Consider the following 26324-nt stretch of genomic DNA (forward strand, 5'->3'; position numbering starts at 1 on the left):
CGTCCTACCGGTGGTGACACTCTCCGGAAGTCATCAGACCACTGCGGAGGAAGGGTGGGTGGGATGCCACTGTCCACGGTCGGTACCGGTCGGGAAGACGTCACCACGACGCCCTGGCCGGTCCCGCAGGAACGCCGAACGCTGACCGTGCTCTTCGCCGACATCGTCGGCTCGACCGCGCTGACCGAACGGCTCGACCCGGAGGACGTCCGGGCGGTGCAGTCCGCCTACTTCGACACCGTCGCCGGGGTGCTGCGCCGCTGGCAGGGCACGGTGGAGAAGTACGTCGGCGACGCGGTGATGGCGTTGTTCGGGGCGCGTACCTCCGATGGTCTCGACGGTTACCGGGCGGTGCGGGCCGCCCTGGAGATCCAGGCCGCGCTGGAGCGCCGGGAGCTGCCCGGTGGGGTGACGCTGCGGGTCCGGGTGGGTGTCGCCACCGGCGAGGCGGTGGTCGACCTGGCCGCCGCCCGCGACGGTGGCCACGGCATGGCCTCCGGCGCGGTCCTCACCACCGCCGCCCGCATCCAGGAGTACGCCCCGCCGGGCGGCGTGGTCGTCTGCGCGGCGACCCACCGGGCCACCGCCGGCCTGGTCGAGCAGCACGCCCTCGCCCCCGCAGCGCTCACCGGCAAGGCCCGGCCGGTCGACGTCTGGCAGGTCACCCGCACGGCGAACCCGCGCCCGCCCCGCCACCACGGTCCGCTGGTCGGCCGACGCCGTGAACTCGCGACCGCCGTCGAACAGCTCACCCGGGTCGCCCGGGAACACCGTCCACGGTGGGTGGCCCTGGTCGGCCCGGACGGCATCGGCCGCAGCCGGCTGCTGGCCGAGCTGCGCCACCGGCTGCCGGCGGTCGACGGCACGCCGGTGCGCTGGGCGGTGGGGCACTGCCCGCCGTACCCGGAGCAGGTGTTCGGGCCGGTCGCGGAGCTGCTGCGGGACCTGCTGGGGCGGCCGGCCGACGACGCGGCGGGGACCGTCGCGGCACGGCTGGCCGCCCTGGTCGACGGACTGGTCCCGGCGGGTCAGGTCCCGGCGACGGTGGCGGCGCTCACCGCGCTGCTGGACGCGCCGGACCGGTCGGCGGTCGCCGGGGCGGCGGCGGTGCGCCGGGTGCTGCTCGCCCTGGCTGCCCGCCGGCCGGTGGTGGTCGGCGTGGACGACCTGGACCGGGCGGCCCCCGAACTGGGCCACTTCCTGCACTCGCTGTTCGCCGCCGCGACCGCCCGGGGACTGCCGCTGGCGGTGCTGGCCACCCACCGACCCGACCGGGCGGACCACGTCCCCGCGCCGGCGGGCGGACACCACCGGGTGGAGTTGGCGCCGCTGGGCACCCTCCACAGCGGCCGGTTGCTGCGCCTGCTGCTCGCCCACGCCGGTCAGCCGGTCACGTCGGCCGCCCGGATGGTGCCGCTGGTCGCCGGCCGTCCCGGTTACGCAACCGCCTACGTCCACGCGTCGGCGCTCCCGACCGGTGACCCGTCGGTGCGCCCGACCGAGCCGCCCCTGCCCGAACCGCTGCGACGTCGCGCCGCCGCCCGGTTGGACCGGTGTGACGGCCCGCACCGGGCGGTCCTGATGGCCGCGGCGACCCTCGACGGGGAGTTCGCCGCATCGGCGGTCGACGTGCTGCTCGGCTGGGCGGCGGGCCGGGCGGCGCAGGCGTTGCGTCGACTCACCGACGCCGGGCTGGTCCGGTCCGGTTCCCACGGCGGGCACGTCATCGTCGACCCCGCCCTGCGCCGCTGTGCGTACGACCGGCTGCCCCGGATGCTGCGCGCCGAGTTCGCCCGGCGGACCGAGGCCACCCGGTCCGCCGGGGCCGTCCGGCGGACCGGGACGGCCCGGCGCGCGCAGAGCATCCGACGGGCCGGGGTCGCCCGGCCGGCCGGGACCCGGCACCGCACCGGTACCGGCTGGTCGGTCGGGGCCGACCGGCCGGTCGGCCACCCCGGGCCGGTCCCGGCCACGGTCAGCTCGCCGCACGGTCGGGAAGCCCGATGGCAGGCGGCCGCCCCCACCGCGCTCCGCTCCCCGCCGGCACCGCCGCATCCGCCACCGGGAGCAGGACCGGCGGGCCCCGACCGGCAGTCGCGGGCCCCGCCACCGCCGGTCCGGGGCCGGTGGCCGTCCTTTCCGACGGCGGCGGGCCGCGACCGGGGGTCGTCCTTCCCGGGGGCGGCGGGCCCCGACCGGGGGTCGTGGGCTGCCCGGAACCAGGGTTCATGCTGATCGCAGCCGGCCCGACGGGTCTGCCGCCGGCCGGTCTGATGCCGGGCACCGCCATCGGGCGACCGCGCGCCGGCTCGACGCGGGACGACCGGTGGGCGGGGGTGCCCGGCGGGTCCGCCGCCCGACCCGTCGACCCCGGGTTGCCGGGCCCGGGTGGCGTCGTCGTGCCGCTGCCCTCGCGCGGGACCGGCGTACCGACCGGCCGCCGGCCGACGACCGGCGGGCGGCGACGGGGGGAAGGGGTGCCCCGCACCGCCGTACCGTTACCGGCGCGGGCCGCCTGACCGTCGGCGGGCGTCCGCGCCTGACCGTCGGCCGTGCCGGATCCGTCCGGTCCGAGCACCCACCCCTCGTCAGCGGGGCACCCCGGTGACCGGGGGCGGATCGGTACCCATGGCCCGGACCGCCTCCCCGGCGTAGAGGCAGGCGGCACGGTGGCCGGGGGCCACCTCGACCATGGGCGGGTCGGTCCCGGCGCAGGCGGCACGCGCCTGCGGGCAGCGGGTCCGGAACCGGCAGCCGCTCGGCGGGTCGGTCGGGCTGGGCAGTTCACCACTGAGGATGATCCGCCGCCGGTCGCGCTCCACCCGGGGATCGGCCACCGGGACCGCCGACAGCAACGCCGCCGTGTACGGGTGCGCCGGCTCCCGCCAGAGCTGCGCGGGGGTGCCCGTCTCCACGATCCGCCCCAGGTACATCACCGCGATCCGGTCACTGAGGTGTTCCACCGCGGCCAGGTCGTGCGCGATGAACAGGTAGGTCAACCCGAGGTCCCGTTGCAGCCGGCGTAGCAGGTTCATGATCTGTGCCTGCACGCTCAGGTCGAGCGACGCGATCGGTTCGTCGAGGACGATGAGGTCGGGTTCACCGGCCAGCGCGCGGGCGATCCCGACCCGCTGACGCTGGCCACCGGAGAGTTCGTGCGGGTGCCGACCGGCCGTCTCCGGTCGCAGCCCCACCAGGTCGAGCAGTTCGGTGACCCGACGTCGGCGGGCGTGGGCGGAGCCGGCCAACCGGTGCACGACCAGCGGTTCGGCGATGCTCGCACCGACGGTCAGGCGCGGGTCCAGCGACGCCTGCGGGTCCTGGAACACCATCGCCACCCGGCGGCGCAGCCCGCGCAGGCGGCGCCGCGACCACCCGGTGACGTCCTGCCCACCGACCCTGATCCGCCCGGTCGTCGGGTCGACCAGCCGCAGCAGCGCCAGGCCCGTGGTCGACTTGCCGCTGCCCGACTCCCCCACCAGGCCGAGGGTCTCGCCGGCCCGTACGGTCAGCGACACCCCGTCCACCGCGCGCACCGGTGGGCCACCGGGGCTGGGGAACCAGACCGTCAGATCGTCGATCTCGGCGACGGTTGCGGTGCTCATCGGTCCTCCCGGTGGAGCTGCTCGCGGTCACCGGAGACGCGACGGGCGTCCCCGGTGGGCGGGCCGCCGCCGGTGGGCGGGCCGCCGGGGAGGGGATAGAAGGTGCGGACCCGGTGCCCGGGGGTGATCGGCGTCAGCGGGGGCAGTTCGTGTGCGCAACGCGCGTCACCCCGGACCGGGCAGCGGGGCCAGAACGCGCAACCGTCCGGCAGGGCGAGCGGACTGGGCGGCGCGCCGGGGATCGCGGCCAGCTCCTCCCCCGCCGCGCCGGGCCGTGGCCGGGCGGCCAGCAGGGCCCGGGTGTACGGGTGCCCCGGTGCGGCGAACACCGCGTCGACCGGTCCCTGCTCGACGATCCGGCCCCCGTACATCACCGCGACGGTGTCGGCGATCCCGGCCACCACCCCGAGGTCGTGGGTGATCCAGACGACGGCGGTGCCGAGCCGGCGTCGCAGGTCGGCGACCAGCTCGACGATCTGCGCCTGGGTGGTGACGTCCAACGCGGTGGTCGGCTCGTCGGCGATGAGCAGCTCCGGTTCGCAGGCCAGGGCCATCGCGATGACGACCCGCTGCCGCATCCCCCCGGAGAACTGGTGCGGGTGCGCGTCCACCCTGCGGTCGGGGGCCGGGATGCCGACCAGGTCGAGCAGCTCGACGGCGCGGGCCCGGGCCTGCCGCCGACTCATCCCGAGGTGCTCCTCGCACGCCTCGGTGACCTGGCGGCCGACGGTCAACACCGGGTTGAGGGTGGTCATCGGGTCCTGGAAGACGAAACCGACGTGCCGGCCACGCGACCGGCGGCGCTCCGGCTCGGACATGGTGGTCAACTCCCGGCCGAGCAGCCGGACCCGGCCGGTGACGGTGGCGGAGCGCGGGGCCAGGCCGGTGGCGGCGAGCACGGTCATGCTCTTGCCGCTGCCGGACTCGCCGACCAGGGCGAGGGTCCGGCCGGGGGCCACCGACCAGTCGACGCCGGCGACCGCGCGGGCGGGACCGTTGCGGGTGCCGAGGGTGACCGTCAGGTCGTCGATGGCCAGCACCGGCGCGTCCCCGGCGGCCCGGGGCGACGGTACGACGGGCGCGTTCATCGGCTGCTCCTGCGGGCCTCGCTGACGGTGAGCTGACGCGGGTCGAGCACGTCCCGCAGCGCGTCACCGACCAGGTTGAAGGCGAGAACGGTGAGGAAGATCGCCGCGCCGGGGAAGAATCCCAACCACCAGGCGTCGGTGACGAACCCGCGCCCGTCGTAGAGCATCCGGCCCCAGGCCGGCGCGGGTGGCTGGACGCCGAGCCCGAGGAAGGACAGCGCCGCCTCGGACAGGATCGCGAAGGCCAGCGACAGCGAGGTCTGCACGATCAGCGGGGCGGCGATGTTGGGCAGCACGTGCCGGCGCAGGATGCGCAGGTCGGAGGTGCCGATGGAGACGGCGGCCCGGACGAACACCTGCTCCCGTACGGCGAGCACGCTGGCCCGGGTCACCCGGGCGAAGATCGGGGTGTAGACCACCCCGACGGCGACCATCGCGGTGACCAGCCCGGGGCCGAGCACCGCGACGATCGCCACCGCGAGCAGCAGGACCGGAAACGCGAAGAGCACGTCCATGCCCCGCATCGCGATGTTGTCCGCCCAGCCGCCGTACCAGCCGGCGAGTAGGCCGACGCTCACCCCGACGGCCAGGGCGATGCCGACGCTGACCAGGCCCACCTGCAACGACACCCGGGCCGCCACCAGCACCCGGCTGAGCACGTCGCGGCCCAGTTCGTCGGTGCCGAACGGGTGTGCGCCGCTGGGTGGGCGCAGCATCTGGTCGACGTCCACGTCGTTGGTCCCGGCCGGCGCGAGCCACTGCCCGGCCAGTCCGACGACCAGCAGGACCAGCAGGACGACCGTGCCGGCGACGGCCGGCGGGTCGTGCCGCAGCGCGGTCACCGTGCGCCGCAGGGTGCCCGGCTCGGTGGCCGTCGCCGCCGGGTGGTCGGCGCTCATCGCAGCCTGATCCTCGGGTCGAGGCGGGCGTAGAGGACGTCCACCAGCAGGTTCGTCAGCAGGAACAGGGTGGCCACGAAGAGCACCGCACCCTGCAGCACCGGATAGTCCCGGGCCTGCACGGCGTCGTAGGTGAGCCGACCGATGCCGGGCCAGGCGAACAGCACCTCGATCACGATCACCCCGCCGACCAGGCTGGCCAGCTGCACCCCGACCACCGTGACCACCGGGATCAGCGCGTTGCGCAGCACGTGCCGGACGACCACCACCCGGCGGCGCAGCCCCTTGGCCTCGGCGGTACGCACGTAGTCCTCGGCGAGCACCTCCAGCACCGAGGAACGGATGAACCGGGTGAGGATGGAGGCGGTGACCAGGCCGACGGCGGTGGCCGGCAGGGCCACGTGCGACGCCCAGCCGGCCGGGTCGTCGGTGAGCGCGACGTAGCCCGACGGGGGCAGCCAGCCGAGGACCCCGGCGAAGAGCAGGATGCCCATGATGCCCGTCCAGAAGTCGGGGACGGACACCCCGAACTGGCTGAACACCCGGGCGGCGTGGTCGACGAACGAGCCGCTGCGCACCGCGGAGAGCACGCCGAGCGGGAAGGCGACCAGCAGGGCCAGGAGCACGGCGGTCACCGCCAGGGACAGGGTGGCGGGGAGTCGCTCCAGCACGATCGTGGTGACCGGCTGGCCGCTGCGGAAGCTGACCCCGAGGTCACCGGTGAGCGCGTGGCCGACGTAGCTGAGGTACTGCACCACCAGCGGACGGTCCAACCCGGAGCGTTCCCGCAACGCGTCGTAGGTCTGCTGGTCGAAGCGGGTGCCCAGGGCGACCCGGACCGGGTCGCCGGGGACCAGTTGCAGCAGCAGGAAGACCACCAGGGTCACCCCGAGCAGGACGACGACCGACTGGAGCAGCCGCCGCAGGACGAAGCGTCCCACCTCGCCCCCTCAGCGGTTCAGGGCGACGTCGCGGAACCGGATCGCCCGGTCGGTGCGGACCTGGTAGCCGGTGACCTTCGCCGACCAGCCCTGCACCACGTCCGGGTTGTAGAGGTAGATGTAGCTGGCGTCGTCGACGATCTGCTTCGCCGCCCGCTCGTACGTCTGTCTGCGTACGCCCTCGTCGGTCTGGGTGCGGGCCTGGTCGAGCAGGGTGTCGACGGCGGGGTTGCTGTACCCGTGGAAGTTGAACGTGCCGCCGGTGCGGTGCTGGGCGTAGTAGAACTCGTCCGGGTCGATGTTGCCCAGCCAGCCGAGCAGGAACGCGTCGAAGTTGCCCTTGCCCTGCTCGTCGAGCCACTGGGCGAAGTCCAGGGTACGGATCTTCACGGTGATCCCGACGTCCTTCAACTGGGCGGCGATCACCTGGGCGGCGGTGACCGTCTCCGGGTACTCGCTGGTGACCATCAGGTCCATGGTGCGGCCAGTGACGCCGGCCTGGCCGAGCAGTTGCCGGGCCTGGTCCGGATCGTGCCGGTACGGAGCGTAGTCGTAGTACCAGGAGCTGCCCTTGGGGATGGCGGTCTGGTTGACGGTGGCCTGCCCGAACTTGGCGGCCTTGGTGATCGCCTCCCGGTCCAGGGCGAACGCGACGGCCCGGCGCACGTTCACGTCGTCGTACGGTTTGCGTGCCTCGTTGAGGGCGAGGTACCAGTAGTCGGTCGAGGGGGTGGTGGCGACGGTCACCGCGTCGTCCTCCTTGAGGGCCGGCACCTGCTGCGGTGGCAGGTTGTCGGTCCACTGCACCTCACCGCCGCGCAGGTTCTGCCACGCCACCGTCGGGTCCTTGACGAAGGTGAAGGTGACCCCGTCGAGCTTCGGTTTCGGCCCCCAGTAGGCGTCGTTACGGGTCAGTTTGATGGTGTCGCCGGAGGTGTAGGAGGCCACCGTGAACGGGCCGCTGCCCACCGGCCGGGTCTTGATCGCACCGGACTCCACGTTGGACCGCTGGACGATCGCGACGCCCTTGAAGCCGCCGAGGTTGGCCAGCAGGTTGGGGGTGGGCGCGGTCAGCGTGATCACCACGGTGGCCGGGTCGGGCGCGGTCACGGTCTTGACGGTGGCGAACTTGTACGCCGCGTTCAGCTTCTCGTTGATGATCCGCTGGTACGAGTAGACGACGTCCTGCGCGGTCAGCGGCGACCCGTCGGAGAACCGCACGCCCTCGCGGAGGGTGAACGTCCAGGTGAGCTGGTCGCTGCTGGTCGTCCACTTCGCGGCCAGCGCGGGCCCCATCTTGAGGTCGGCGTCCGGCTCGACGAGGGTGTCGTAGACGTTCTCCAGGACCTGGAAGCTGTAGTAGGCCGACGTCCGGTGCGGGTCGAGCTGGTCCGGTTCGCCGCCGATCGCGGCGGTGAGCGTGCCACCGGCCGACCCGGTGGCGGTGGACCCGCCGTCGACGTCGACGCTCTCTCCGGCGCTGCACCCGGCCAGCCCGGTCAGGGCGACGGCGAGCGCCGCCGCGATGATCCTCGATCTGGTCATGGACTCGGTCACCCTTCGTCGCCTGGCAGATCAGAGAGCGAGTCTTCTCCGCCAGGTAGAGCGATGTCAATAAATCCCGGCAAAGTAGGGTGATTTTGGAGGAATCAGCGCGGTGCCGTGACCGTCCGGAGAGGACTGCGGCACCCTCGGCCACGAACCGGTCGCACCGCGCCGAGAGGCCGGGCCGTCACCCGTGGAGGGTGCACCACGGACCACCCTGTTACCCACTGTGGACCTGTCAAACCCTGGGCTGCCGGTCAGTCGTCGGCGGGTCGGGCGAGGGTGCGGCTGCGCCCCCGGAACTCGGCCACCACCTCGTCGCCCCGGGTCACGGTGACGTCGTAGATGCCGCTGCGGCCGTACCTGACGCGTTCGGTGGCGTACGCGGTCAGCAGGTCGCCCTCGCGGACCGGGCGCAGGAAACTGATCTCGCCGCCGGCCGCGACGGTGGCCGGGCCGTGGGTGTTGCAGGCCAGCGCGAAGGCGGTGTCGGCGAGCAGGAAGACGAAACCGCCGTGGCCGATCCGGTGCCCGTTGAGCATCCCGGCGGTCACCCGCATCCGGGCCACCGCCACGCCGTCCCCGGCCGAGACCAGCTCGATGCCGAGCCCCCGGGAGGCCACGTCGGCGTCGAACATGTCGTGGGCGGCCGTCCGCCCGGCACCATCGCCACGCGGTACCCGCCCGGGCACCCGACCGGTGCTGTCGCCGCGCGGCACCCCCTCGGCACCATCGCCACGCGACACCCGGCCAGTGCTGTCGCCGTCGGTCCCCCCGGTCGGGGCGGGTGCGCTGGGGGGTGGGCTGCGGTCCGGCACGGGTTCCTCCTGGGGTCACGGCAGCGGCGGCCGGCACGGGCTACCGGCTGCCGCTGCCGACCGTACGCGGACGGGTCGGTCGCCACGCAGACGTGGCGGCGGGGGGTGGCCCCCGGCCTCCGCCTGCTTTCGCGGTGGGGGCCGGCCGGTCGGGCTATGCTCACGGACGTGTCGGCGGTGGGGCCCGCCGTCCCGGTCGGACCGGGAGAACCGCGTCGGAGACGCCAACGGTCCCTGCCAGTGGTCCGGGTGCTGGTGGGGAGGTCCTGATGACGCAGGGGGTACCGCGTCGCGTCGATCCCGACGTCGACCTGCGCGTGCCGGCCGACCGGAGCGAGCTGACCGCGCGGCCGGCGACCGTGCTGGGTGCGATCGCCGTCGGCGGGGTCCTCGGGGCGCTGGCCCGCGCCGGGGTGCAGGCCGCCCTGCCGCACACCCCGACCGGATTCCCCTGGTCCACCTTCGCCGTGAACGTCACCGGTTGCCTGCTGATCGGCGCGCTGATGGCGGTGCTCGGCCGGCGTCGGGTCGGCCCGCTGGTCCGGCCGTTCCTGGGGGTCGGCGTGCTCGGCGGTTTCACCACCTTCTCCGCCTACGTGGTCGACGTGCACCGGGCGCTGGACGCCGGGGCCGCCCCGACGGCGTTGGCCTACCTGGCCGCCACCCTGGTCGGCGGGCTGCTGGCGGTCGCCGCCGGTGACGCCCTGGCCACCCGCCTGCTGGCGCGGGGGCCGGGCCGGGCCGGACCGCCGGGAGCGGGTCGGGTGGACGGGGAGGTTCCCCGGTGACCGTGTTGCTGATCGCGCTCGGCGCGGCGCTGGGTGCGCCGCTGCGCTACCTCACCGACCGGGCCGTGCAGGCCCGGCACGACTCCCGCTTCCCGTGGGGGACGCTGACCGTCAACGTCGCCGGTTCGCTGCTGCTCGGCGCGGTGGTCGGGATGCCCGCCGGGCCCGCCGTGACCGCGCTGGTCGGCACCGGCTTCTGCGGCGCACTGACCACCTGGTCGACGTTCGGCTACGAGACCGTCCGGCTGGCCCGAGCCGGCGACCGGTGGCACGCGGTGGCCAACGCCCTGGTCAGCGTGGTCGCCGGGTTGGGCGCGGCGACCCTCGGTTTCGCCCTGGCCCGAGCGCTCGCCGGCTGACCGCGGGCACCCTCAGCGGACCGGGGTCGCGTCCGGCGCGGCCTGCCGCTGACCGTGGTCGTGGGCGTCGTCGTGGGTGTGGGCGTCGTCGTGGGTGTGGGCGTCGTCGTGGGTGTGGGCGTCGTCGTGGGTGTGGGCGTCGTCGTGGGTGTGGTGGCCGTGGGCGTGCCCATGGTGGTGATGATGGTGGCCGTGGCCGTCGACCGGGTCGTCAGGGTGGTCGTGGGGGGTCTGCGGGCGGCCCACCTTGTCGGCGAACCCCGGCATCAGCACCCGGTAGGCACAGGTGTCGCAGTTCATCCGGATGTCCCCGCGCAGCGCCTCGGCGTACCGCTCCAGCACCAGGTCGGCCAAGGCGTCGCAGTCACCGATCAGGTCCGCGACCCGGATGTCGAGCTCGGGATGGTCGGCGGCGTACGCCTGCGACTGCGCCACGATCCGGTCCGGCAGCACCCCGGCGAACAGGAAGTACGGCGCGACCACGATCCGGCGGGCACCGAGGCGGCGTAACCGGTCGAGCACCGCCGGCACGGACGGCTCGGCCAGCGAGATGAACCCCGGTTCGACCCCGGCGTAGCCGCGCCCCTCCCACAGCAGCCGGGCCACCTTCGCCACCTCGGCGTTGGCGTCCGGGTCGGTGGCGCCCCGCCCGATCAACGCCACCCAGGTGCCGGCCCGGTCGGCCCCGGCCAGTGCCGCGTCGATCCGCTGCTCCAGCACGGTGTGCAGCAGCGGGTGCGGGCCGAGCGGTCGCCCGTACCGGTAGGTCAGGCCGGCGTGGCGTTCCTGCTCGCGGGCCATCGCGGCCGGGATGTCGCCCTTGCCGTGGCCGGCGGCGGTGAGCACCAGCGGCAACGCGACCAGCGCCCGGTGACCCTTCGCGACCAGCGCGGTCACCGCGTCGGTCAGCGGCGGCCGGGACAGCTCGATGAAGCCGCCCTCGACGTCGCCGACGACGGCCCCCGCCCGGTCCCGGACCCGGTCGACGAGCGCGGCGAACTGGTCGACCCCGGCCGCGCTGCGCGTGCCGTGTCCGACGATGACCAGAGCGGTCATGTTTCCTCCAGGTAGAGCAGGGCGTTGAGGGCGGCGGCGGCGACCGCCGAGCCACCCTTCTCGCCGATGTTGGACACGGCGGGCAGGCCACTGGCCCGCAACGCCGCCTTGGACTCGGCGGCCCCCACGAAGCCGACCGGCAACCCGACCACCAGCGCCGGGTCGGCGGCCACGCCGATCAGTTCGACCAGGGCCGTCGGCGCGCAGCCGACCACCCAGACCGCCCCCGGTCCGACCCGGTCCAGGGCGATCCGCACGGCCGCCGCCGACCGGGTCAGGCCGGTCTCCCGGGCCAGCGCGGCGGCGGCCGGGTCGGCGACCGGGCAGACGATCTCCCGCCCGGCCCCGGTGATCCCGGCGGCCACCATCGCCACGTCGGTGACGATCGGCGCCCCGGCCCGCAGTGCGGCCAGCCCATCGGCCAGCGCCACCTCGTCGCAGACCAGGTCGGTGACGTAGTCGAGGTCGGCGCTGGCGTGCACCACCCGCTCGACGACCGCCCGGGTCAGCGGCGGCAGGCCGCCCAGGTCGACCCGCTCGCGCAGGATCCGGTACGACTCCTGCTCGATGGGGTGGACGACCCGGCTCACCGGCCACCTCCCGGGGCGGGCCGGCAGCGGGCCGGGTGGGTACTGGTCATGGTGCTCCTCGTCGGTCGGTGACGGTCCGGATGGCGTCCACCGGGCAGACCTCCACGCACTCCAGGCAGCCGGTGCAACGGTCGGCCCGGACGGTCAGGCCGCCGGGCACCGGACGGATCGCGTGGGTGGGGCAGGTGAGCAGGCAGGCCCCGCAGCCCTGGCAGGCGTCGATGGACACCGGTGCCGTGGCCGGGCCGTCCGCTGCGGTGAACGGCGGATCCACCGCGGGCGGGACGACGGCGACCAGGTCGGGCGGGGGCACCTCGGGGGTCATCCGCGCCACCGGTAACCCCGGGGGGTGACCATCCGGCCACCGACCAGCCGGGTCTGCGAACTACCCACGACCACCAGGCCGTACATGTCGACCACGCTCGGGTCGAAGGTGGCGAGGGTGGCCAGGTGCACCCGCTCGTCGGGTCGGCTGGCGTTGCGTACCACCCCGACCGGGGTCTGTGGCGGGCGGTGCGCGGCGAACGTCGCCAGCACCGCGCCGAGCTGCCAGTCCCGGGCCCGGCTACGCGGGTTGTAGAGCAGCGCCACCAGGTCCGCCTCGGCGGCTGCGGCGACCCGTCGTTCGATCACCGCCCACGGGGTGTGCAGGTCGGACAGGCTCAGGTAGACGTGGTCGTGGCCGATCGGCGCACCGAGCAGGGCGGCGGCGGCCAGCGCGGCGGTCACCCCGGGCACCCCGACCACGTCGATCCGCTCGTCGGCGTACTCCAGGGCGGGGCTGGCCATGGCGTACACCCCGGCGTCGCCGGAACCGACCAGCGCCACGGCCTGCCCGGCGGTGGCCTCGACGACGGCGCTGCGGGCCCGTTCCTCCTCCGCGCCGAGCCCGCTGGCCAGCACCCGGGTGCCCGGCCGCAGCAGGTCACGGACCTGGTCGACGTACTGGTCTAGGCCGACGACCACGGCGGCCCGGCGCAGCTCGGCGACGGCGCGCGGGGTACGCAGGTCGGCCGCGCCGGGGCCCAGGCCGACGATCGCCAACCGGCCGCGCGGGGCGTGCCGGGCGACCGCGACGGTGGCCATCGCCGAGGCGGTCTTGGGCACCAGCAGGGTGCCACCGCCGCGCAACGCCGCCGCCTCGGCGACGCTGGGCGTGCCGACGGCGGCCCGGACCACCTCGCTGGGGTGCGGCACGTCGACCGTCGCCAGCTCCGCCGCCGGCCAGGTCCGCAGCGGTACGCCCAGCGCGTCGGCGGTGGCCCGGATGCCCTCCTCGTCGGCCTTCACGTCCACGCTGGCCAGGCAGCTCAGGCTGGCCGGGCTCAAGCCGGCGTCGGCGAGCGCCCGGCGCAGCAGCGCCTCGACCTCGGCGGCGGGCACCCCCCGGCTCGATCCCACCCCGGCGACCAGGGACGGCGGCCGCAGCACGACGGTACGGTCGTCGACCGGCACGACCCGGTCGGTGACCAGCACCCGGTACCCGCCCTCCAGATCGGGCCCGACGGCCCGGTGTTCCCCGGTGGGCGGTTCACGGTGGACGTTCGGCGGCAGGGCGGGTAGTGGCCACACCGCGTCGGTGACCAGCCGGACCGGTTCGCCGTCGAGGATCGCCCGGGACACCGCAGCGACCGCCCCCTCGACCGGCCAGCCGAGGGTGTCCAGGCCGGGCAGGTCGACCGCGTCGGTGGCGGTGGTGACCACCGGCCGGGCGTCGAGCACCGCAGCCACCTCGACGGCGAGCGCGTTCGCGCCCCCCGCGTGGCCGCCGAGCAGGGCGACGGCGTGCCGGGCGGTCTCGTCGACCACCACCACCGCCGGGTCGGTGCGCTTGTCCCCGAGCAGTGGCGCCAGCACCCGCACCACCGCGCCGGTGGCCAGGAACGCCACCACCGCGTCGTACTCCGTCCAGGCCGTCCGCAGCGCGTCGGCGACCCCGTCGGCCTCGACGAGCCGGGCGTGCGGCCAGGCGGCGGCCAGGGTGCGGGCGTGTCGGCGACCGGCGGCGGTGGCCGCGACGAGTCCGATCCGGTGCGGGCCGGTGCCGGGCGTGTCCCGGTGCCGGTGTGCTGCGATGCCGGTCACTGACGCTCCCCGGTGAGGACGACCACCGGGTTGGTGGCCGCGAGTCGGATGGATCCGCCGGGCAGGTCGGCGAGGCGGGCGGCGGTGAGCTGGCTGCCCGTCACCGTGTAGCCGGCGCGGCGCAGCAGGTGCACGGCCGGGGCGATTCGGTCCAGGGCGGCGAGGGTGACCACCACCCGGTCGGGGCGGCGGTCGGCGACGGCGCTCAGCACGTCGGTCCCCCCGCCGCCGACGAAGACGGCATCCGGATCGGGCAACCCGGCGAGGACGGCCGGCGCGTCACCGGTCACCACCCGGACGTCGACGCCGTGCCGGGCGGCGTTGCCGGCGACCGGTGCCGTCGGGTCCCGTTCCACGGCGATCACCGCCGCACCGAGCAACGCGCACTCGATGCCCACCGATCCGCTGCCCGCGCCGACGTCCCAGACCAGTCGACCGAGCCGGGGCCGCAACCGGGCGACGGCCAGGGCCCGCACCTCGGCCTTCGTGATCATCGAGTCCCGGTGCCGGTACGCGGACTCGGGCAGCGCCCAGCCCTCGGCGGGTGCGGCAGCCAGCTGGTTGTCCGCCCGCACCCGCCCGACCCGGACCGGAGCGTCATCGCCGGCCGGAGCGTCATCGCCGGCCGGGCCGGTGTCACCCGACCGGCCGGCGACCTCGCCCCGCTCGGCGGTGCCGGGACGCCGGGCGGGCCGCGCCCCGGGGTCACCGTCGGTCGCGGCCAGGCTGAGCAGGACGTGCGGGTCGGCCCAGGCCCGGGTGGCGGCCTCCTGCGGGGTGGTCCAGGTAACCCGCTCGGCGGGGGTACCGAGGTACTCGGCGACCACCAGGCGGCGGGACCAGCCGACCAGACCCGCCCCGATCTCGGCGGCCCCGGCGTCCGGCGCGGTGAGCACGGCGACGGCGGGCAACGCCCGGCAGGCGTTGAGCGCGGGACCCAACTCCCGGCCGTGGGCGGTGACCACCACGGCACCGTCCCAGTCGAGCCCGGCGCGGGCGAAGGCGGCGGCCACACTGGACACCGCCGGGAGCACCCGGACCGGCAGTCCGGCGGCGCGCAGCCGGCGTACCACGCCGAAGAACCCGGGGTCGCCGCTGGCCAGCACGACGGCCGGCTGCCCGGCGGCGTGCGCGGCGGCGAGCCGGTCCAGCGCCGGGGCGAGCGGGCCGAGGGTGACGGTGTCGACGCCGGGCGGCACCGGCACGGCCGCCAGGTGCCGGGCCGCCCCGACGACCAACCCGGCCCCGGCCAGGGCGGCCACCGCCGACGGGGGCAACGGCCGGCCGGCCGCGTCCATCCCCACCACCACGACCGGCTCCGGCACCCCGACGAGCGACTCCGGCCCGGTCCCGCCAGGCACCGGCTCCTGGCGCGTCACGCCGGCCACCGGCCGGACGAGGCGACCAGGCGGTCGCCGGTGAAGTCGACCATCGCCACGTCGACGGTGAGCGCCGGCCCGGCGAAGCGGCGCAGCACCTGACGGACCCGGTCGCAGAGCAGGTCACCGGCGGGACGCAGCAGCCCGGCGGCCTCCCACAGCTCGTAGGCGTGCCGGCCGGTGTTGGCCGCCACCACCGCCGCCACCAGGTCGGCGTCGCCGCCGGCCTCGGCGGTGACCGCGCCGAGCAGGGACAGGTCCACCTTCGACCGGGTGTAGTGGGTCATCAGGATCCCGGCGGCGAGTTTGGCCAGCTTGCCGGCCATCCCGACGAAGACCACCCCGGTCATCGCGTCACCGACGGCGGCGGTGACGGCCGCGCCGGTGAAGTCGCCGACCTCGACGAAACACACCTCCGGCAGCTCCGGCAGCAGCGCGCGGGCGGCCCGTTCGGTGCGCCCACCGGTGCACAGCACCACGGTCCGCTGCCCCTGGGCGGCCATCACGTGCACCGCCTGCACCACGCTGGCCCGCCAGGAGGCGGTGGAGAACGGCCGGACGACGCCGGTGGTGCCGAGGATCGAGATGCCGCCGACGATGCCGAGCCGCCGGTTGGTGGTCTTGCGGGCCATCACCTCACCGCCCGGCACGCTGATCACCACCCGTACGCCCATCTCGGTCAGGTCGACCACCTCGGCGACGGCCTGGCCGATCATCCGGCGGGGGGTGTCGTTGATGGCCGGACCGCCGACGGCGAGGCCGAGCCCGGGGCGGGTGACGGTGCCGACGCCGTCCCCACCGGCGAGTTCCAGGCCGGGTCGGGGTCGCCAGCCGACGGTGGCGGTGAGGTGCGCGCCGTGGGTGACGTCCGGGTCGTCCCCGGCGTCCTTGACCACCACCGCCTCCGCTGTCGGTTCGGGCCGGGCGGTCAGGTCGCAGCGGGCCACCGCGAAGGTCACCCGCCGGCCGGCGGGCAGCCCGATCTCCACCTCCCCCGGCGGTACGCCGGTGACCAGGGCGGTCACCGCCGCCTTCGCCGCCGCCGTCGCGCACGCGCCGGTGGTCCAGCCGGTCCGCAACGCCACCGGCCGGACCTTCGCGGTACGCGGTAGGTCCGGCTCGCGCAGCGGCGGCTCGGGGTAGGTCACGGTGTCGCGTCCTCCGCTGCGGTGGCCCGGGAGCGGCGCAGCTCGGCGCGGGCGGCCGGCTCGGCCCGGCGGAAGGTGTGGAAGTGCCCGGGGTGGTAGAGGTGCGACCGGGTGCCGGTGGCGGCGAGTGCCGGCCCGACCAGGAACAGGGTGTGCTTCCACAACCGGTGTTCCTTGACGGTGGCCGCCAGGTCGCCGAGGGCGCACCGCACCACCAGTTCGTCCGGCCAGGTCGCCTGGTAGGCCACCACGACCGGGGTGTCGGCCGGGTAGCCGCCGGCGAGCAGTTCGGTCTGGGCCTGCCCGGCGCGGGCGGCGGACAGGAACAGCGCCATGGTGGTGCCGTGCCGGGCGAAGTCGCGGACCCGCTCCCCCGCCGGCATCGGCGTCTTGCCGCCCTCCAGCCGGGTGAGGATCACCGACTGGGCCACCTCGGGGATGGTCAACTCCCGGCCGACGATCGCGGCGACGGCGGTAAACGAGGAGACCCCGGGGACGATCTCCACGGCCAGGTCGAGGGCCCGGCACAGGTCGAGCTGCTCCTGCACGGCACCCCACAGCGCCGGGTCGCCCGAGTGGATCCGGGCCACGGTGAGCCCGTCGGCGGCGGCCCGCCGGTACAGCGGCAGCACCCCCTCGATGGGCAGCTGCGACGAGTCGACGATCTCGGCGTCGGGGCGGGCGTGGGCCAGCACGTCGGCGTGTACCAGGCTGGCCGCCCAGATCACCACGTCGGCGTCGGCGATCACCCGGGCGGCGCGCAGGGTGAGCAGGTCGGCGGCGCCGGGCCCGGCCCCCACGAACCACACCTTTCCGGTGGACGTCACAGTTTTCCTCCCCGCCCGTCCCGGCGGGCCGGGACCAGCAGCGTCGACAGGTAGGGCAGCTCGTCGTCCGGGCCGACCGGCCCGATCCGTTCGTCGGGCAGGCCGAGGCCGCAGCCGAGCACCGCATCGGCGAGCCGGTCGTGCCGGCGCAGCTCGTCGACGAGTTCCCGGTGCCGCCGCCAGCCCTTGTAGACCACGACGGTGCCGGGCCCGGCGAGGGCGTCGGCGACCAGCGCCGGGCCAGCGGTGGCCGGCAGCAGGGTCAGCGGCTCCCGCCCCTGGCACAGCGGGACGCCACTGCGCGCGGCCAACTCCTGCATGGCGGTGACGCCGGGCACGGTCCGCACCTCGACCGCCGGCCGCAGCGCGCGGACCCCGTCGGCCAGGTAGGTGAAGGTGGAGTAGACGTTGGGGTCGCCGATGGTGGCGAAGGCGACCGACCGGGCCCCGGCGGCGAACGCGTCGACCACGGCACGGGCCGCGGCGTCCCAGGCGGCCTCCCGACGGGCGGTCACCCCGCCCCGGTCGTCGAGGGCGAACGGCAGCCGGCGCAGCCGGTGCGCCGGCACGTGCGCGCGGACCGTCGTCTCGGCCCGGCCGGGGGGCGTCGCCGGGTCCGCCGCCAGCCGGTCCAGCACCGGTACGACCACCAGGTCGGCCTCGGCCAGCACCCGGACCGCCTTGAGGGTGAGCAGTTCCGGGTCCCCCGGCCCGACCCCCACCCCGGTCAGCGTGACCGGCCCGGTCGGCGCGGCCCGGCCCGTGCCCCCTCGACGACGGACGGGCGGTCCGGCCCGGTCGGCGCGGCCCGGTCAGTGGCGGCGACGGGCGGGTGGTCCGCCCCGGCGTCGGTCACCGGGCCGCCGCCTCGACCAGTCGGCGGGCGGCCCGGGGGTGACCCGCCCAGTGGGTGTGCAGGTACGAGGCGTGCACCTGCCCGGTGACGAACCCGTGGGCGGTGTCGTCCCAGCGCCAGGCGGGCCGGTCGCCGTGCCCGGGGTCGGTGACGGTGCGGTGGAACTCGTGGCCGCGTACCCGCTCACCGGCGGGGTGGACCGGGGATTCGGTGGCGGCGACCGCGTCGCGGTAGCCGAGGGTGAGCCGGCCGGACATCCGGGCGTGGTGGTCGAGCCGCCCGCACATCGGCACCCCGTCCAGGGAGCGGCCGAGGTAGAGCAGCCCGGCGCACTCGGCGACCACCGGCCCGGCGAAGCCGGCCAGCTCGGCACGGAGCCCGGTGTTGTCGCTCAGCGCCTCGACGTGCACCTCGGGGAAGCCGCCGCCGATGACCACGGCCCGGGTGCCGGCGGGCAGGGCCGGGTCGGCCAGCGGGTCGAACGGGGCCACGGTCGCCCCGGCGGCGGTGAGCAGTTCGGCGGTCTCGGCGTACGAGAAGGTGAAGGCGGCACCGGCGGCGACCGCGACGACCGGACGGTCCACGCCGGCCGGGCCACCGACGGCGGTGCCCGGGTCCCAGGCGTCCACGGTCAACGGTGGGGCGCTGCGGGCCAGGTCGAGCACCGCGTCGAGGTCGACGGTGGACGCGACGAGCCCGGCGAGCGCGTCGACGACGGCCAGCGACTCCGGTGCCCGTTCGGCGACCGGCACCAGCCCCAGGTGTCGGGCCGGCGCGGCCACCTCGACGGCCCGGGTGACCGCCCCCAGCACCGGTACGCCCACCTCGGCGAGCGCGTCGCGCAGCAGGGTCTCGTGCCGGGGCGAACCGACCCGGTTGAGGACCACCCCGCCGATCCGTACGGCCGGGTCGAAGGCGCGCATGCCGAGGACCAGCGCGGCGGCCGAGCGGCCCTGCGCGGTGGTGTCCAGGACCAGCAGCACCGGCGCGTCGATCAACGTGGCGACGTGGGCGGTGGAGGCGTACCCGGCCCGGCCGACCGCGCCGTCGTGCAGCCCCATCACCCCCTCGACCACGGCGACGTCGGCGGGGGTGGGGACGCTCGCGCCGTGCCGCAGCAGCGGGGCGATCAGCTCCTCCCCGACCAGCCACGGGTCGAGGTTGCGACCGGGGCGGCCGGCGGCGAGCGCGTGGTAGCCGGGGTCGATGTAGTCGGGGCCGACCTTGTGCGGGCTGACCGTGAGGCCCCGGCGGCGCAGCGCGGCGAGCAGCCCGGTGGCGACGGTGGTCTTGCCGTGCCCGCTGGCCGGGGCGGCGACCACCAGCCGGGGCAGCGCCCACGGGCCGACCGGCGCGGCGGGCCCGGCCGACGGTGGCCCGCCCGGCGCGGGGCCGCCCGGGTGACCGGTCGGCGCGTTGCCCGGCGGGCGGCGCTGGTCGGTGCGGCGGGTCGGTCCGGTCACCACTCGATGCCCTTCTGGCCCTTCTGACCGGCGTCCATCGGGTGCTTGACCTTGGTCAGCTCGGCGACCAGGTCGGCCGCCTCGACCAGGCGCGGGTCGGCGTCCCGGCCGGTGATCACCACGTGTTGGAAGCCGGGCCGGTGGGTGAGGGTGTCGACCACCTCGTCGACGTCCACCCAACCCCACTTCATCGGGTAGGTGAACTCGTCCAGGACGTACAGGCCGTAGCGCTGCGCGGCCAGGTCACGCTGGATCTGCCGCCAGCCCTCCAGGGCGTCGGCGGCGTGGTCGGCCTCGCCGCCGCGCTGGATCCACGACCAGCCCTCGCCCATCTTGTGCCAGGCCACCGGGGCGCCCTGCCCGGTGTCGGCGTGCACCTGGCCGAGGGCCCGGAAGGCGTTCTCCTCACCCACCCGCCACTTGGCGCTCTTGACGAACTGGAACACCCCGATCGGCAGCCCGGCGGTCCAGGCCCGCAGTGCCAGGCCGAACGCGGCGGTGGACTTCCCCTTCATCTGCCCGGTGTGCACGATGGTCAGCGGACGGTGCCGCCGCTGCCGGGTGGTCAACCCGTCGGCGGGGACGTGTTCCGGCTTTCCCTGCGGCATCAGCGCACGCTCCGATTCGCTCCGACGGTGGCGAGCCCGGCCAGCGGGTCGGCGGTGACCGTGTCCAGGCGGTGGTGGGCCGCGCCGAGCTGGTCGGCCAGCCGGCGGGCCAGGTGCAACCGGACCGGGCCGGACTCACAGTCCACCACGACGCAGGGTGCGCCGGTGGCGGCGAGCACCGCCGCCGCGCGCGCCGACCGGTCCAGCGGCCGGTGCCCGGCGGTGGCCCGGCCGTCGGTGACGACCAGCACCAGCGGACGCCGGCGCGGGTCCCGCAGCCGCTGCACCCGCAGCAGGTCGACGGCGGCGAGCAATCCCTCCGCCAACGGGGTACGCCCCCCGGTGGGCAGCTCGGCCAGCCGCGCCGACGCGGCCAGCACCGACGAGGTGGCCGGGAGCAGCACCTGCGCCCCGGAACCCCGGAAGGCGACCACCGCCACCGTGTCCCGACGCTGGTAGGCGTCGGTGAGCAGGGCCAGCACCGCACCCTTGACCGCCGACATCCGCTGCCGCGCGCCCATCGACCCGCTGGCGTCGACCACGAACAGCACCAGGTTGCCCTCGCGGCCCTCCCGGACCGCCTCCCGCAGGTCGTCGGGGCGCAGCAGCAACCGCCCGCCGCACCGGCCCCGCCGGGCCTGGTGCGGGGCGGCGGCACGCAGGGTCGCCGGCAGGTGCACCGTGGCCGGCCGGCCGGCGGGCACCCGCGCGCCGGTGGTCCGCCCGCGCCCGGTCCGGGCCCGCGACCGCCGGCCGGGCACCCCGTCACCCACCCCCGGTGCGGTGAACAACCGGGCCGTCAACCCCCGCTGCGGTACGGCCACCGAGCCGGCGCCCGCCGGGTCACCCGGGTTCGCGGTGCCGCCCTGGCCTGGTCGCCCCGGACGGGCACCGGTGTGCTCGGCGGACCCGTCGTCGGGGCGTCCCGACCGGCCGTCGGCGCGGTGTCCGGTGTCCGGCCCGTCGTCGCCGTCCGGTCCGCCGTCGTCGATGCGGTCCGGCCACCGGTCGTCCCCGGACTGTGGGGAGGCCGGACCGGTCCGGGCGCGCGGGTGGTCGTCGTGGCCCAGCGGACCACCAGCGTCCTGCGGCCCACCGGTGGCATCCTGCGGCCCACCGGCGTCGTCGGGTGGCTGTGGACCGGACCCGCCGCCGGGGCCACCCGTCGAAGGGCCGCCCGGCCCACCGCCGTCCGGGCCGCCGGGGTCACCCGGACCGGCCGGGCCGGTATCCGGCGGATCGTCGTCGGGGTGCTCGTCGCGGGCCCGCTGCAACGCCTCGTCGAGGCGTTTCTCGTCCAGGCCGGGGGTGTCGAACGGGTCACGACGACGCCGGTGCGGCAGGGCCAACCGGGCGGCGACCCGCACGTCGTCGGCGGTCACCCGGTCCCGCCCCTGCCAGGCGGCGTGTGCCACGGCGGTCCGGGCGGTGACGATGTCGGCGCGCATCCCGTCCACGTCGAACGCGGCGCAGACCTCGGCGATCTGCCGCAACGCGGCGTCAGGCAGCAGCACCGCGTCGAGCCGCCCCCGGGCGGCAGCCACCCGGGCGGCCACCTCGGCGTCGGCGGCGGCCCAGCGGGCGGCGAACCCGGCCGGGTCGGCGTCGGCGGCGAGCCGGCGGCGCACCACCTCCACCCGGACGACCGGGTCCCGGCTGGCCGCCACCTCGACGGTCAGCCCGAACCGGTCGAGCAACTGCGGACGCAGCTCACCCTCCTCCGGGTTCATCGTGCCCACCAGCAGGAACCGGGCGGCGTGGCTGACCGAGACACCCTCCCGCTCGACGTGGCAACGGCCCATCGCGGCGGCGTCCAGCAGCAGGTCGACCAGGTGATCGTGGAGCAGGTTCACCTCGTCGACATAGAGCACCCCCCGGTGGGCGGCGGCGAGCAGGCCCGGCTCGAAGGCGCGTACCCCCTCGGCGAGGGCCTTCTCCAGGTCCAACGAGCCGACCACCCGGTCCTCGGCGGCACCGACCGGCAACTCCACCAGCCGGGCCGGACGGCGCTCGACCGACGCGGCGGCCGGGTCCTCGTGCCCGGCGACGCCCGGGTGCGGACCGTCCGGGCAGGTCGGATCCGGGGCGGCCGGGTCGCAGCCGAACCGGCACCCGGCGACCCGGTCCACCGGCGGGAGCAGCGCGGCCAGGGCCCGCACGGCGGTCGACTTGGCGGTGCCCTTCTCGCCCCGCACCAGCACCCCGCCGATCGCCGGGCTGACCGCGTTGAGCAGCAACGCCAACCGCATGTCGTCCATCCCGAGCACGGCCGAGAAGGGAAACCCGCTCACTGTGCTGCTCCGGCTCGCGACTGCGGGGCTCGCAAACCCGGCTCACTCCTCGCGCTCACTGCTTTTCCTCCAGGTCGCCCTCGGTGGCCAGGTACGTCTCCCGCAGCCGGTCCAGGGTGGCGGGCTCCGGCGCGGCCCACAGGCCCCGGTCGGCGGCCTCCAGCAACCGCTCGGTGATGCCGCGCAGCGCCCACGGGTTGGACCGTTCCAGGAACTCCCGGGTCTCCCCGTCGAACAGGTACGCCTCGGCGAGGCGCTCGTACATCCAGTCGTCGACGACACCGGCGGTGGCGTCGTAGCCGAACAGGTAGTCCACGGTGGCGGCCAGCTCGAACGCGCCCTTGTAGCCGTGCCGGCGCATCGCGGCGATCCACTTCGGGTTGACCACCCGGGCCCGGAACACCCGCCGGGTCTCCTCGCCGAGGGTGCGGGTGCGCACGTCGTGCGGCATCGCCGAGTCGCCCACATAGGCGGCCGGGGCGGCCCCGGTCAGGTGCCGCACCATCGCCACCATCCCACCGTGGTACTGGAAATAGTCGTCGGAGTCGACGATGTCGTGCTCGCGGGTGTCCTGGTTCTTGGCCGCCACCGCGATCCGGGCGAAGGACCGTTCCATGTCGGCCCGCGCCTCCCGCCCGTCCAGGCCCCGGCCGTAGGCGTAGCCACCCCAGACGGCGTACACCTCGGCCAGGTCGGCGTCGGTGCGCCAGTTCCGGGCGTCGATCAGCGGCAGCAGCCCCGCCCCGTACGCCCCGGGCTTGGAGCCGAAGATCCGGGCGGTGGCCCGCCGCTCGTCGCCGTGGGTGGCGAGGTCGGCGGCCACGTGCGCGCGCAGGTAGTTGTCCCCGGCCGGCTCGTCGAGGGCGGCGACCAGCCGTACCGCGTCGTCGAGGAGGGCGACGACGTGCGGGAACGCGTCCCGGAAGAAACCCGAGATGCGGACCGTGACGTCGACCCGGGGCCGGCCCAGTTCCGCCACCGGCACCACCTCGACGCCGGTGACCCGCCGCGACCGGTCGTCCCACACCGGCCGGCAGCCGAGCAGGGCCAGCACCTCGGCGATGTCGTCACCCTGGGTACGCATGGCGCTGGTGCCCCACACGGTCAGCCCGACCGACCGCGGGTACTCGCCGGTGTCGGCGAGGTAGCGGGCGAGTAGCGAGTCGGCCAGCGCGACCCCGACGTCCCAGGCGTTGCGGCTGGGGATCACCTTCGGGTCGACGGAGTAGAAGTTGCGGCCCGTGGGCAGCACGTTGACCAGCCCCCGGGTGGGCGACCCGGACGGACCGGGGGGCACGAACCGGCCGTCGAGCGCGCCGAGGGTGTGGGTGATCTCGTCGGTGGTGCGGTCCAGCCGGGGCACCACCTCGCGGGCGGCGAACCGCAGCACCTCGGCGGCGTCGGGGCAGGACCCACCGGTCACCTCGGTGACCACCTCGTCGACCCGGGCGGGGTCCCAACCGAGGGTCTCCATGCCGAGGACGAGCCGCCGGGCCAGCCCTTCGATCAGGTCCACCGCGTCGGCGGCGGTGACCGACGGCCCGTCGACGACGTCGGTCAGCGCCGCCGGCACCGCCACCCGCGCCCCGGGCTCGGCGAGCAGCGCCTGCTCGTCGAGGTCATAGCTGGCGGCGAGGGCCTGACGCAGGCCGGGCAGGGCCTGGGCGCCGCCCCACACCTGGGGGGCGCGCAGCACGGCGAGGACGAGGTTCACCCGGGGCTCACCGGTGGGCACCTCGGCCAGGATGTGCAGCCCGTCGCGGATCTGCACGTCCTTGACCTCGCACAGGTAACCGTCGAGGTGCAGCACGAAGTCGTCGAAGTCGTCGGCGTCGGGCATCGCCTCGGTGTGCAGGTCGTGGTGCAGTTCGGCGACGCGCACCAGCTCCCAGATCTGCCCCCGGACCACCGGCACCTTCGCCGGGTCGAGGGCCTGCACGGTGGCGTACTCGTCCAGCAGTTGTTCGAGTTTCGCCAGGTCGCCGTAGGTCTCGGCGCGGGCCATCGGGGGCACCAGGTGGTCGACGACGACGGCGTGCGCCCGCCGCTTGGCCTGGGTGCCCTCGCCGGGGTCGTTGACGATGAACGGGTAGACCAGCGGCAGGTCGCCGAGGACGGCGTCGGGGGCGCAGTCGGCGGCCAGGCCGAGGCCCTTGCCGGGCAGCCATTCCAGGGTGCCGTGTTTGCCGAGGTGCACCACCGCGTCGGCACCGAACCCGCCGTCGGCGACCGGCGCGGCCAACCACCGGTACGCGGCGAGGTAGTGGTGGCTGGGTGGCAGGTCGGGGTCGTGGTAGATGGCGATCGGGTTCTCACCGAAGCCGCGCGGCGGCTGGATCAGCAGGGTGACGTTGCCGAACCGCAGCCCGGCCAGGACGATGTCACCGTCGTCGGTGTAGAGCTGGCCGGGTGGCTCACCCCAGTGTTCCCGCATCCGGTCCCGCAGGTCGGCCGGCACCTGGTCGAACCAGCGCCGGTAGGTCTCCCCCGGCACCCGGGCCTCGGCGGCGGACAACTGTTGCGGGGTGAGCCACTCGACGTCGTGACCACCGGCGGCGATCAGTGCGTGGATCAGGGCGTCCCCGTCGGTGGGCGGGGGCGCGTCACCGAGGTGGTATCCGGCGGCGGCGAGGGCGGCGAGCAGGCGTACCGCCGAGGCGGGGGTGTCCAGGCCGACGGCGTTGCCGACCCGGGAGTGCTTCGTCGGGTAGGAGCTGAGCACGATCGCCAGCCGCCTGTCGGCGGGGGGCAGGTGCCGCAGCCGGGCCTGTCGGACGGCGATCCCGGCGACCCGGGCGGCCCGCTCGGCGTCGGCGGCGTAGACCGACAGCCCGTCGGCGTCGATGCGTTTGAACGAGAACGGCACGGTGACGATCCGGCCGTCGAACTCGGGGATCGCCACCTGCATCGCCGCGTCCAACGGGGACAGTCCGGCGTCGCTGCCGGCCCACTGGTCCCGGGTGCTGGTGAGGCAGAGCGCCTGGATCACCGGCACGTCGAGGGCGGCGAGCGCGCCGACGTCCCAGGCGTCCTCGTCGCCGCCACCGGAGGCGTCGGCGGCGACCGTCCCCCCGGCGGCGAGGACGGTGACGACGAGCGCGTCGCAGCGGGCGAAGAGGTCCAGCGGCCCGGCGCCGGGGGTGAGCCCGCGCAGCGATCCGCAGTAGATCGGCAGCGGGTTCCCCCCGGCCGCGTCGACCGCGTCGACCAGGGTGTGCACGAAGTCGGTGTTGCCGGCCAGCGCGTGCGCCCGGTAGAACACGATGCCCACCGTGGGCCGCCCGTCGCCGTCCGCCCGCCGCCCGGCCGGCCCGGCCGCCGGTTCCGCCGGGTCGATCGGGGCGGTCGGGTCGACCGGGGCGGTCGGGGGTCGACGGTCGAGAATGCCGTACGGCGGGGTGGGGGTGGGCGGGTCGAAGCCCTCACCGGTGAGCAGGACCGTGTCGGACAGGAACCGGGCCAGCTGGGCGAGGTTTGCCGCACCCCCCTCGACCAGGTAGGACAGGGCTTCGGTGGCCACCCCGGAGGTCACCGTGGAGGCCGCCATCAGCTCCGCGTCGGGCACCGCCTCGCCGCCGAGCACGATCGTGGGGACGCCGGAGCCGAGCACCGCCGCGAGGCCGTCCGGCCACGCCTGCCGACCACCGAGCAGCCGTACGACGGCCAGGTCGACCCCGTCGAGCAGGGCCGGCACGGCGTCCACGTCGACCCGGGTGGGGTTGGCGAGCCGGTAGTCGGCGGCGCTGGCCCGGGCGGCGAGCAGATCGGTGTCGGCGGTGGACAGCAGCAGAATGCGCACGTTCGGCTCCGGAGAGTGACGTCCGGCTCGACCACAGGGCCGGGCCGAGCGGGGCGGGAGGGACGCCGGTCAGCGGCGGCGGAGGTACGACGCACCCGCCTGCGGCGGGGTACCCGGACCGGCCGTCAGCGGTACGTGGCAGGCCGACCGCCCCGGCGGCGGCCGGCGACGGTGGGAGA

At 75.8% G+C, this 26324-nt stretch carries 19 protein-coding genes and 2 pseudogenes; 3 read left to right on the plus strand and 18 right to left on the minus strand.

Annotated elements, in window-relative coordinates; genetic code table 11:
- Nucleotides 1–63: 63 nt before the first annotated feature.
- Nucleotides 64–2235 carry an AAA family ATPase gene (locus ACQP2H_RS16915; RefSeq protein WP_433228003.1) on the plus strand — a complete coding sequence of 724 codons (2172 nt, stop codon included), beginning with the start codon at nucleotides 64–66 and terminating at the stop codon, nucleotides 2233–2235.
- A 353-nt stretch (nucleotides 2236–2588) separates the two neighbouring features.
- Here the strand turns inward: ACQP2H_RS16915 and ACQP2H_RS16920 are convergent, their stop codons facing one another.
- The 6 genes from ACQP2H_RS16920 to paaI all read right to left on the minus strand — a co-directional run bounded on the left by ACQP2H_RS16920 (nucleotide 2589) and on the right by paaI (nucleotide 8716).
- Nucleotides 2589–3605 (minus strand): ABC transporter ATP-binding protein, encoded by a 1017-nt coding sequence (locus tag ACQP2H_RS16920; protein ID WP_433228004.1) that lies wholly within the window; start codon nucleotides 3603–3605, stop codon nucleotides 2589–2591.
- Complete coding sequence (locus ACQP2H_RS16925) at nucleotides 3602–4693, minus strand: ABC transporter ATP-binding protein (protein WP_433228006.1); 1092 nt, start codon at nucleotides 4691–4693, stop codon at nucleotides 3602–3604. The genes ACQP2H_RS16920 and ACQP2H_RS16925 overlap by 4 nt, the downstream gene beginning before the upstream one ends.
- Nucleotides 4690–5592: an ABC transporter permease gene (locus ACQP2H_RS16930; RefSeq protein WP_219462447.1), complete on the minus strand. Its 903-nt coding sequence runs from the start codon at nucleotides 5590–5592 to the stop codon at nucleotides 4690–4692. The genes ACQP2H_RS16925 and ACQP2H_RS16930 overlap by 4 nt, the downstream gene beginning before the upstream one ends.
- Nucleotides 5589–6533, minus strand: a complete 945-nt coding sequence (locus tag ACQP2H_RS16935) for an ABC transporter permease (RefSeq protein WP_357020640.1) — start codon at nucleotides 6531–6533, stop codon at nucleotides 5589–5591. The genes ACQP2H_RS16930 and ACQP2H_RS16935 overlap by 4 nt, the downstream gene beginning before the upstream one ends.
- A gap of 9 nt (nucleotides 6534–6542) precedes the next feature.
- Entirely contained in the window at nucleotides 6543–8078 is a 1536-nt protein-coding gene (locus tag ACQP2H_RS16940; RefSeq protein ID WP_433228008.1) for an ABC transporter substrate-binding protein, read from the minus strand.
- 257 nt (nucleotides 8079–8335) lie between these two features.
- Nucleotides 8336–8716, minus strand: coding sequence for a hydroxyphenylacetyl-CoA thioesterase PaaI (gene paaI / locus ACQP2H_RS16945; protein WP_255598210.1), 381 nt, complete (start codon nucleotides 8714–8716; stop codon nucleotides 8336–8338).
- A 449-nt stretch (nucleotides 8717–9165) separates the two neighbouring features.
- Between paaI and ACQP2H_RS16950 the strand changes: the two genes are divergently transcribed.
- Both ACQP2H_RS16950 and crcB read left to right on the plus strand, forming a co-directional pair.
- Nucleotides 9166–9684, plus strand: a complete 519-nt coding sequence (locus ACQP2H_RS16950) for a fluoride efflux transporter FluC (RefSeq protein ID WP_357536766.1) — start codon at nucleotides 9166–9168, stop codon at nucleotides 9682–9684.
- Complete coding sequence (gene crcB / locus ACQP2H_RS16955) at nucleotides 9681–10043, plus strand: fluoride efflux transporter CrcB (RefSeq protein WP_219462456.1); 363 nt, start codon at nucleotides 9681–9683, stop codon at nucleotides 10041–10043. Before ACQP2H_RS16950 ends, crcB begins: the two co-directional genes overlap by 4 nt.
- Nucleotides 10044–10214: 171 nt before the next feature.
- Here the strand turns inward: crcB and ACQP2H_RS16960 are convergent.
- From ACQP2H_RS16960 to cobN, 12 genes and pseudogenes are all read right to left on the minus strand, one after another.
- Nucleotides 10215–11099: pseudogene (locus ACQP2H_RS16960) on the minus strand (sirohydrochlorin chelatase); the annotation flags it as partial.
- Nucleotides 11096–11689 (minus strand): precorrin-8X methylmutase, encoded by a 594-nt coding sequence (locus tag ACQP2H_RS16965; RefSeq protein WP_219462457.1) that lies wholly within the window; start codon nucleotides 11687–11689, stop codon nucleotides 11096–11098. The gene ACQP2H_RS16965 and the pseudogene ACQP2H_RS16960, both read right to left, overlap by 4 nt.
- 46 nt (nucleotides 11690–11735) lie before the next feature.
- Nucleotides 11736–11963: a DUF362 domain-containing protein gene (locus ACQP2H_RS16970; RefSeq protein WP_219462459.1), complete on the minus strand. Its 228-nt coding sequence runs from the start codon at nucleotides 11961–11963 to the stop codon at nucleotides 11736–11738.
- Nucleotides 11964–12010: 47 nt separating this feature from the next.
- A complete protein-coding gene (gene cobJ, locus ACQP2H_RS16975) occupies nucleotides 12011–13765 on the minus strand; it encodes a precorrin-3B C(17)-methyltransferase (protein ID WP_433233565.1) in 1755 nt (584 codons plus the stop codon).
- A 5-nt stretch (nucleotides 13766–13770) separates the two neighbouring features.
- Nucleotides 13771–15072, minus strand: a complete 1302-nt coding sequence (cbiE, locus tag ACQP2H_RS16980; RefSeq protein WP_433233567.1) for a precorrin-6y C5,15-methyltransferase (decarboxylating) subunit CbiE — start codon at nucleotides 15070–15072, stop codon at nucleotides 13771–13773.
- A gap of 77 nt (nucleotides 15073–15149) precedes the next feature.
- Nucleotides 15150–16301, minus strand: coding sequence for a cobalt-precorrin-5B (C(1))-methyltransferase (locus tag ACQP2H_RS16985; RefSeq protein WP_219462461.1), 1152 nt, complete (start codon nucleotides 16299–16301; stop codon nucleotides 15150–15152).
- The gene (gene cobM, locus ACQP2H_RS16990; protein WP_208566531.1) at nucleotides 16298–17128 is read right to left on the minus strand and encodes a precorrin-4 C(11)-methyltransferase; all 831 of its coding nucleotides are present in this window, start codon (nucleotides 17126–17128) and stop codon (nucleotides 16298–16300) included. The genes ACQP2H_RS16985 and cobM overlap by 4 nt, the downstream gene beginning before the upstream one ends.
- Nucleotides 17125–17859 (minus strand): precorrin-2 C(20)-methyltransferase, encoded by a 735-nt coding sequence (cobI, locus tag ACQP2H_RS16995; protein ID WP_357536825.1) that lies wholly within the window; start codon nucleotides 17857–17859, stop codon nucleotides 17125–17127. Before cobI ends, cobM begins: the two co-directional genes overlap by 4 nt.
- A 121-nt stretch (nucleotides 17860–17980) precedes the next feature.
- A complete protein-coding gene (locus ACQP2H_RS17000) occupies nucleotides 17981–19318 on the minus strand; it encodes a cobyrinate a,c-diamide synthase (RefSeq protein ID WP_357536826.1) in 1338 nt (445 codons plus the stop codon).
- 125 nt (nucleotides 19319–19443) lie between these two features.
- Nucleotides 19444–20055, minus strand: coding sequence for a cob(I)yrinic acid a,c-diamide adenosyltransferase (gene cobO / locus ACQP2H_RS17005; RefSeq protein WP_219462465.1), 612 nt, complete (start codon nucleotides 20053–20055; stop codon nucleotides 19444–19446).
- Nucleotides 20055–22405 (minus strand): annotated as a pseudogene (locus ACQP2H_RS17010) (VWA domain-containing protein). The gene cobO and the pseudogene ACQP2H_RS17010 overlap by 1 nt, the downstream one beginning before the upstream one ends.
- The gene (gene cobN / locus ACQP2H_RS17015) at nucleotides 22402–26145 is read right to left on the minus strand and encodes a cobaltochelatase subunit CobN (RefSeq protein ID WP_433228012.1); all 3744 of its coding nucleotides are present in this window, start codon (nucleotides 26143–26145) and stop codon (nucleotides 22402–22404) included. The pseudogene ACQP2H_RS17010 and the gene cobN overlap by 4 nt, the downstream one beginning before the upstream one ends.
- Nucleotides 26146–26324 lie beyond the last annotated feature (179 nt).

Source organism: Micromonospora sp. CA-248260, from assembly GCF_050942205.1.
Classification (GTDB): Bacteria; Actinomycetota; Actinomycetes; order Mycobacteriales; family Micromonosporaceae; genus Micromonospora; species Micromonospora antibiotica.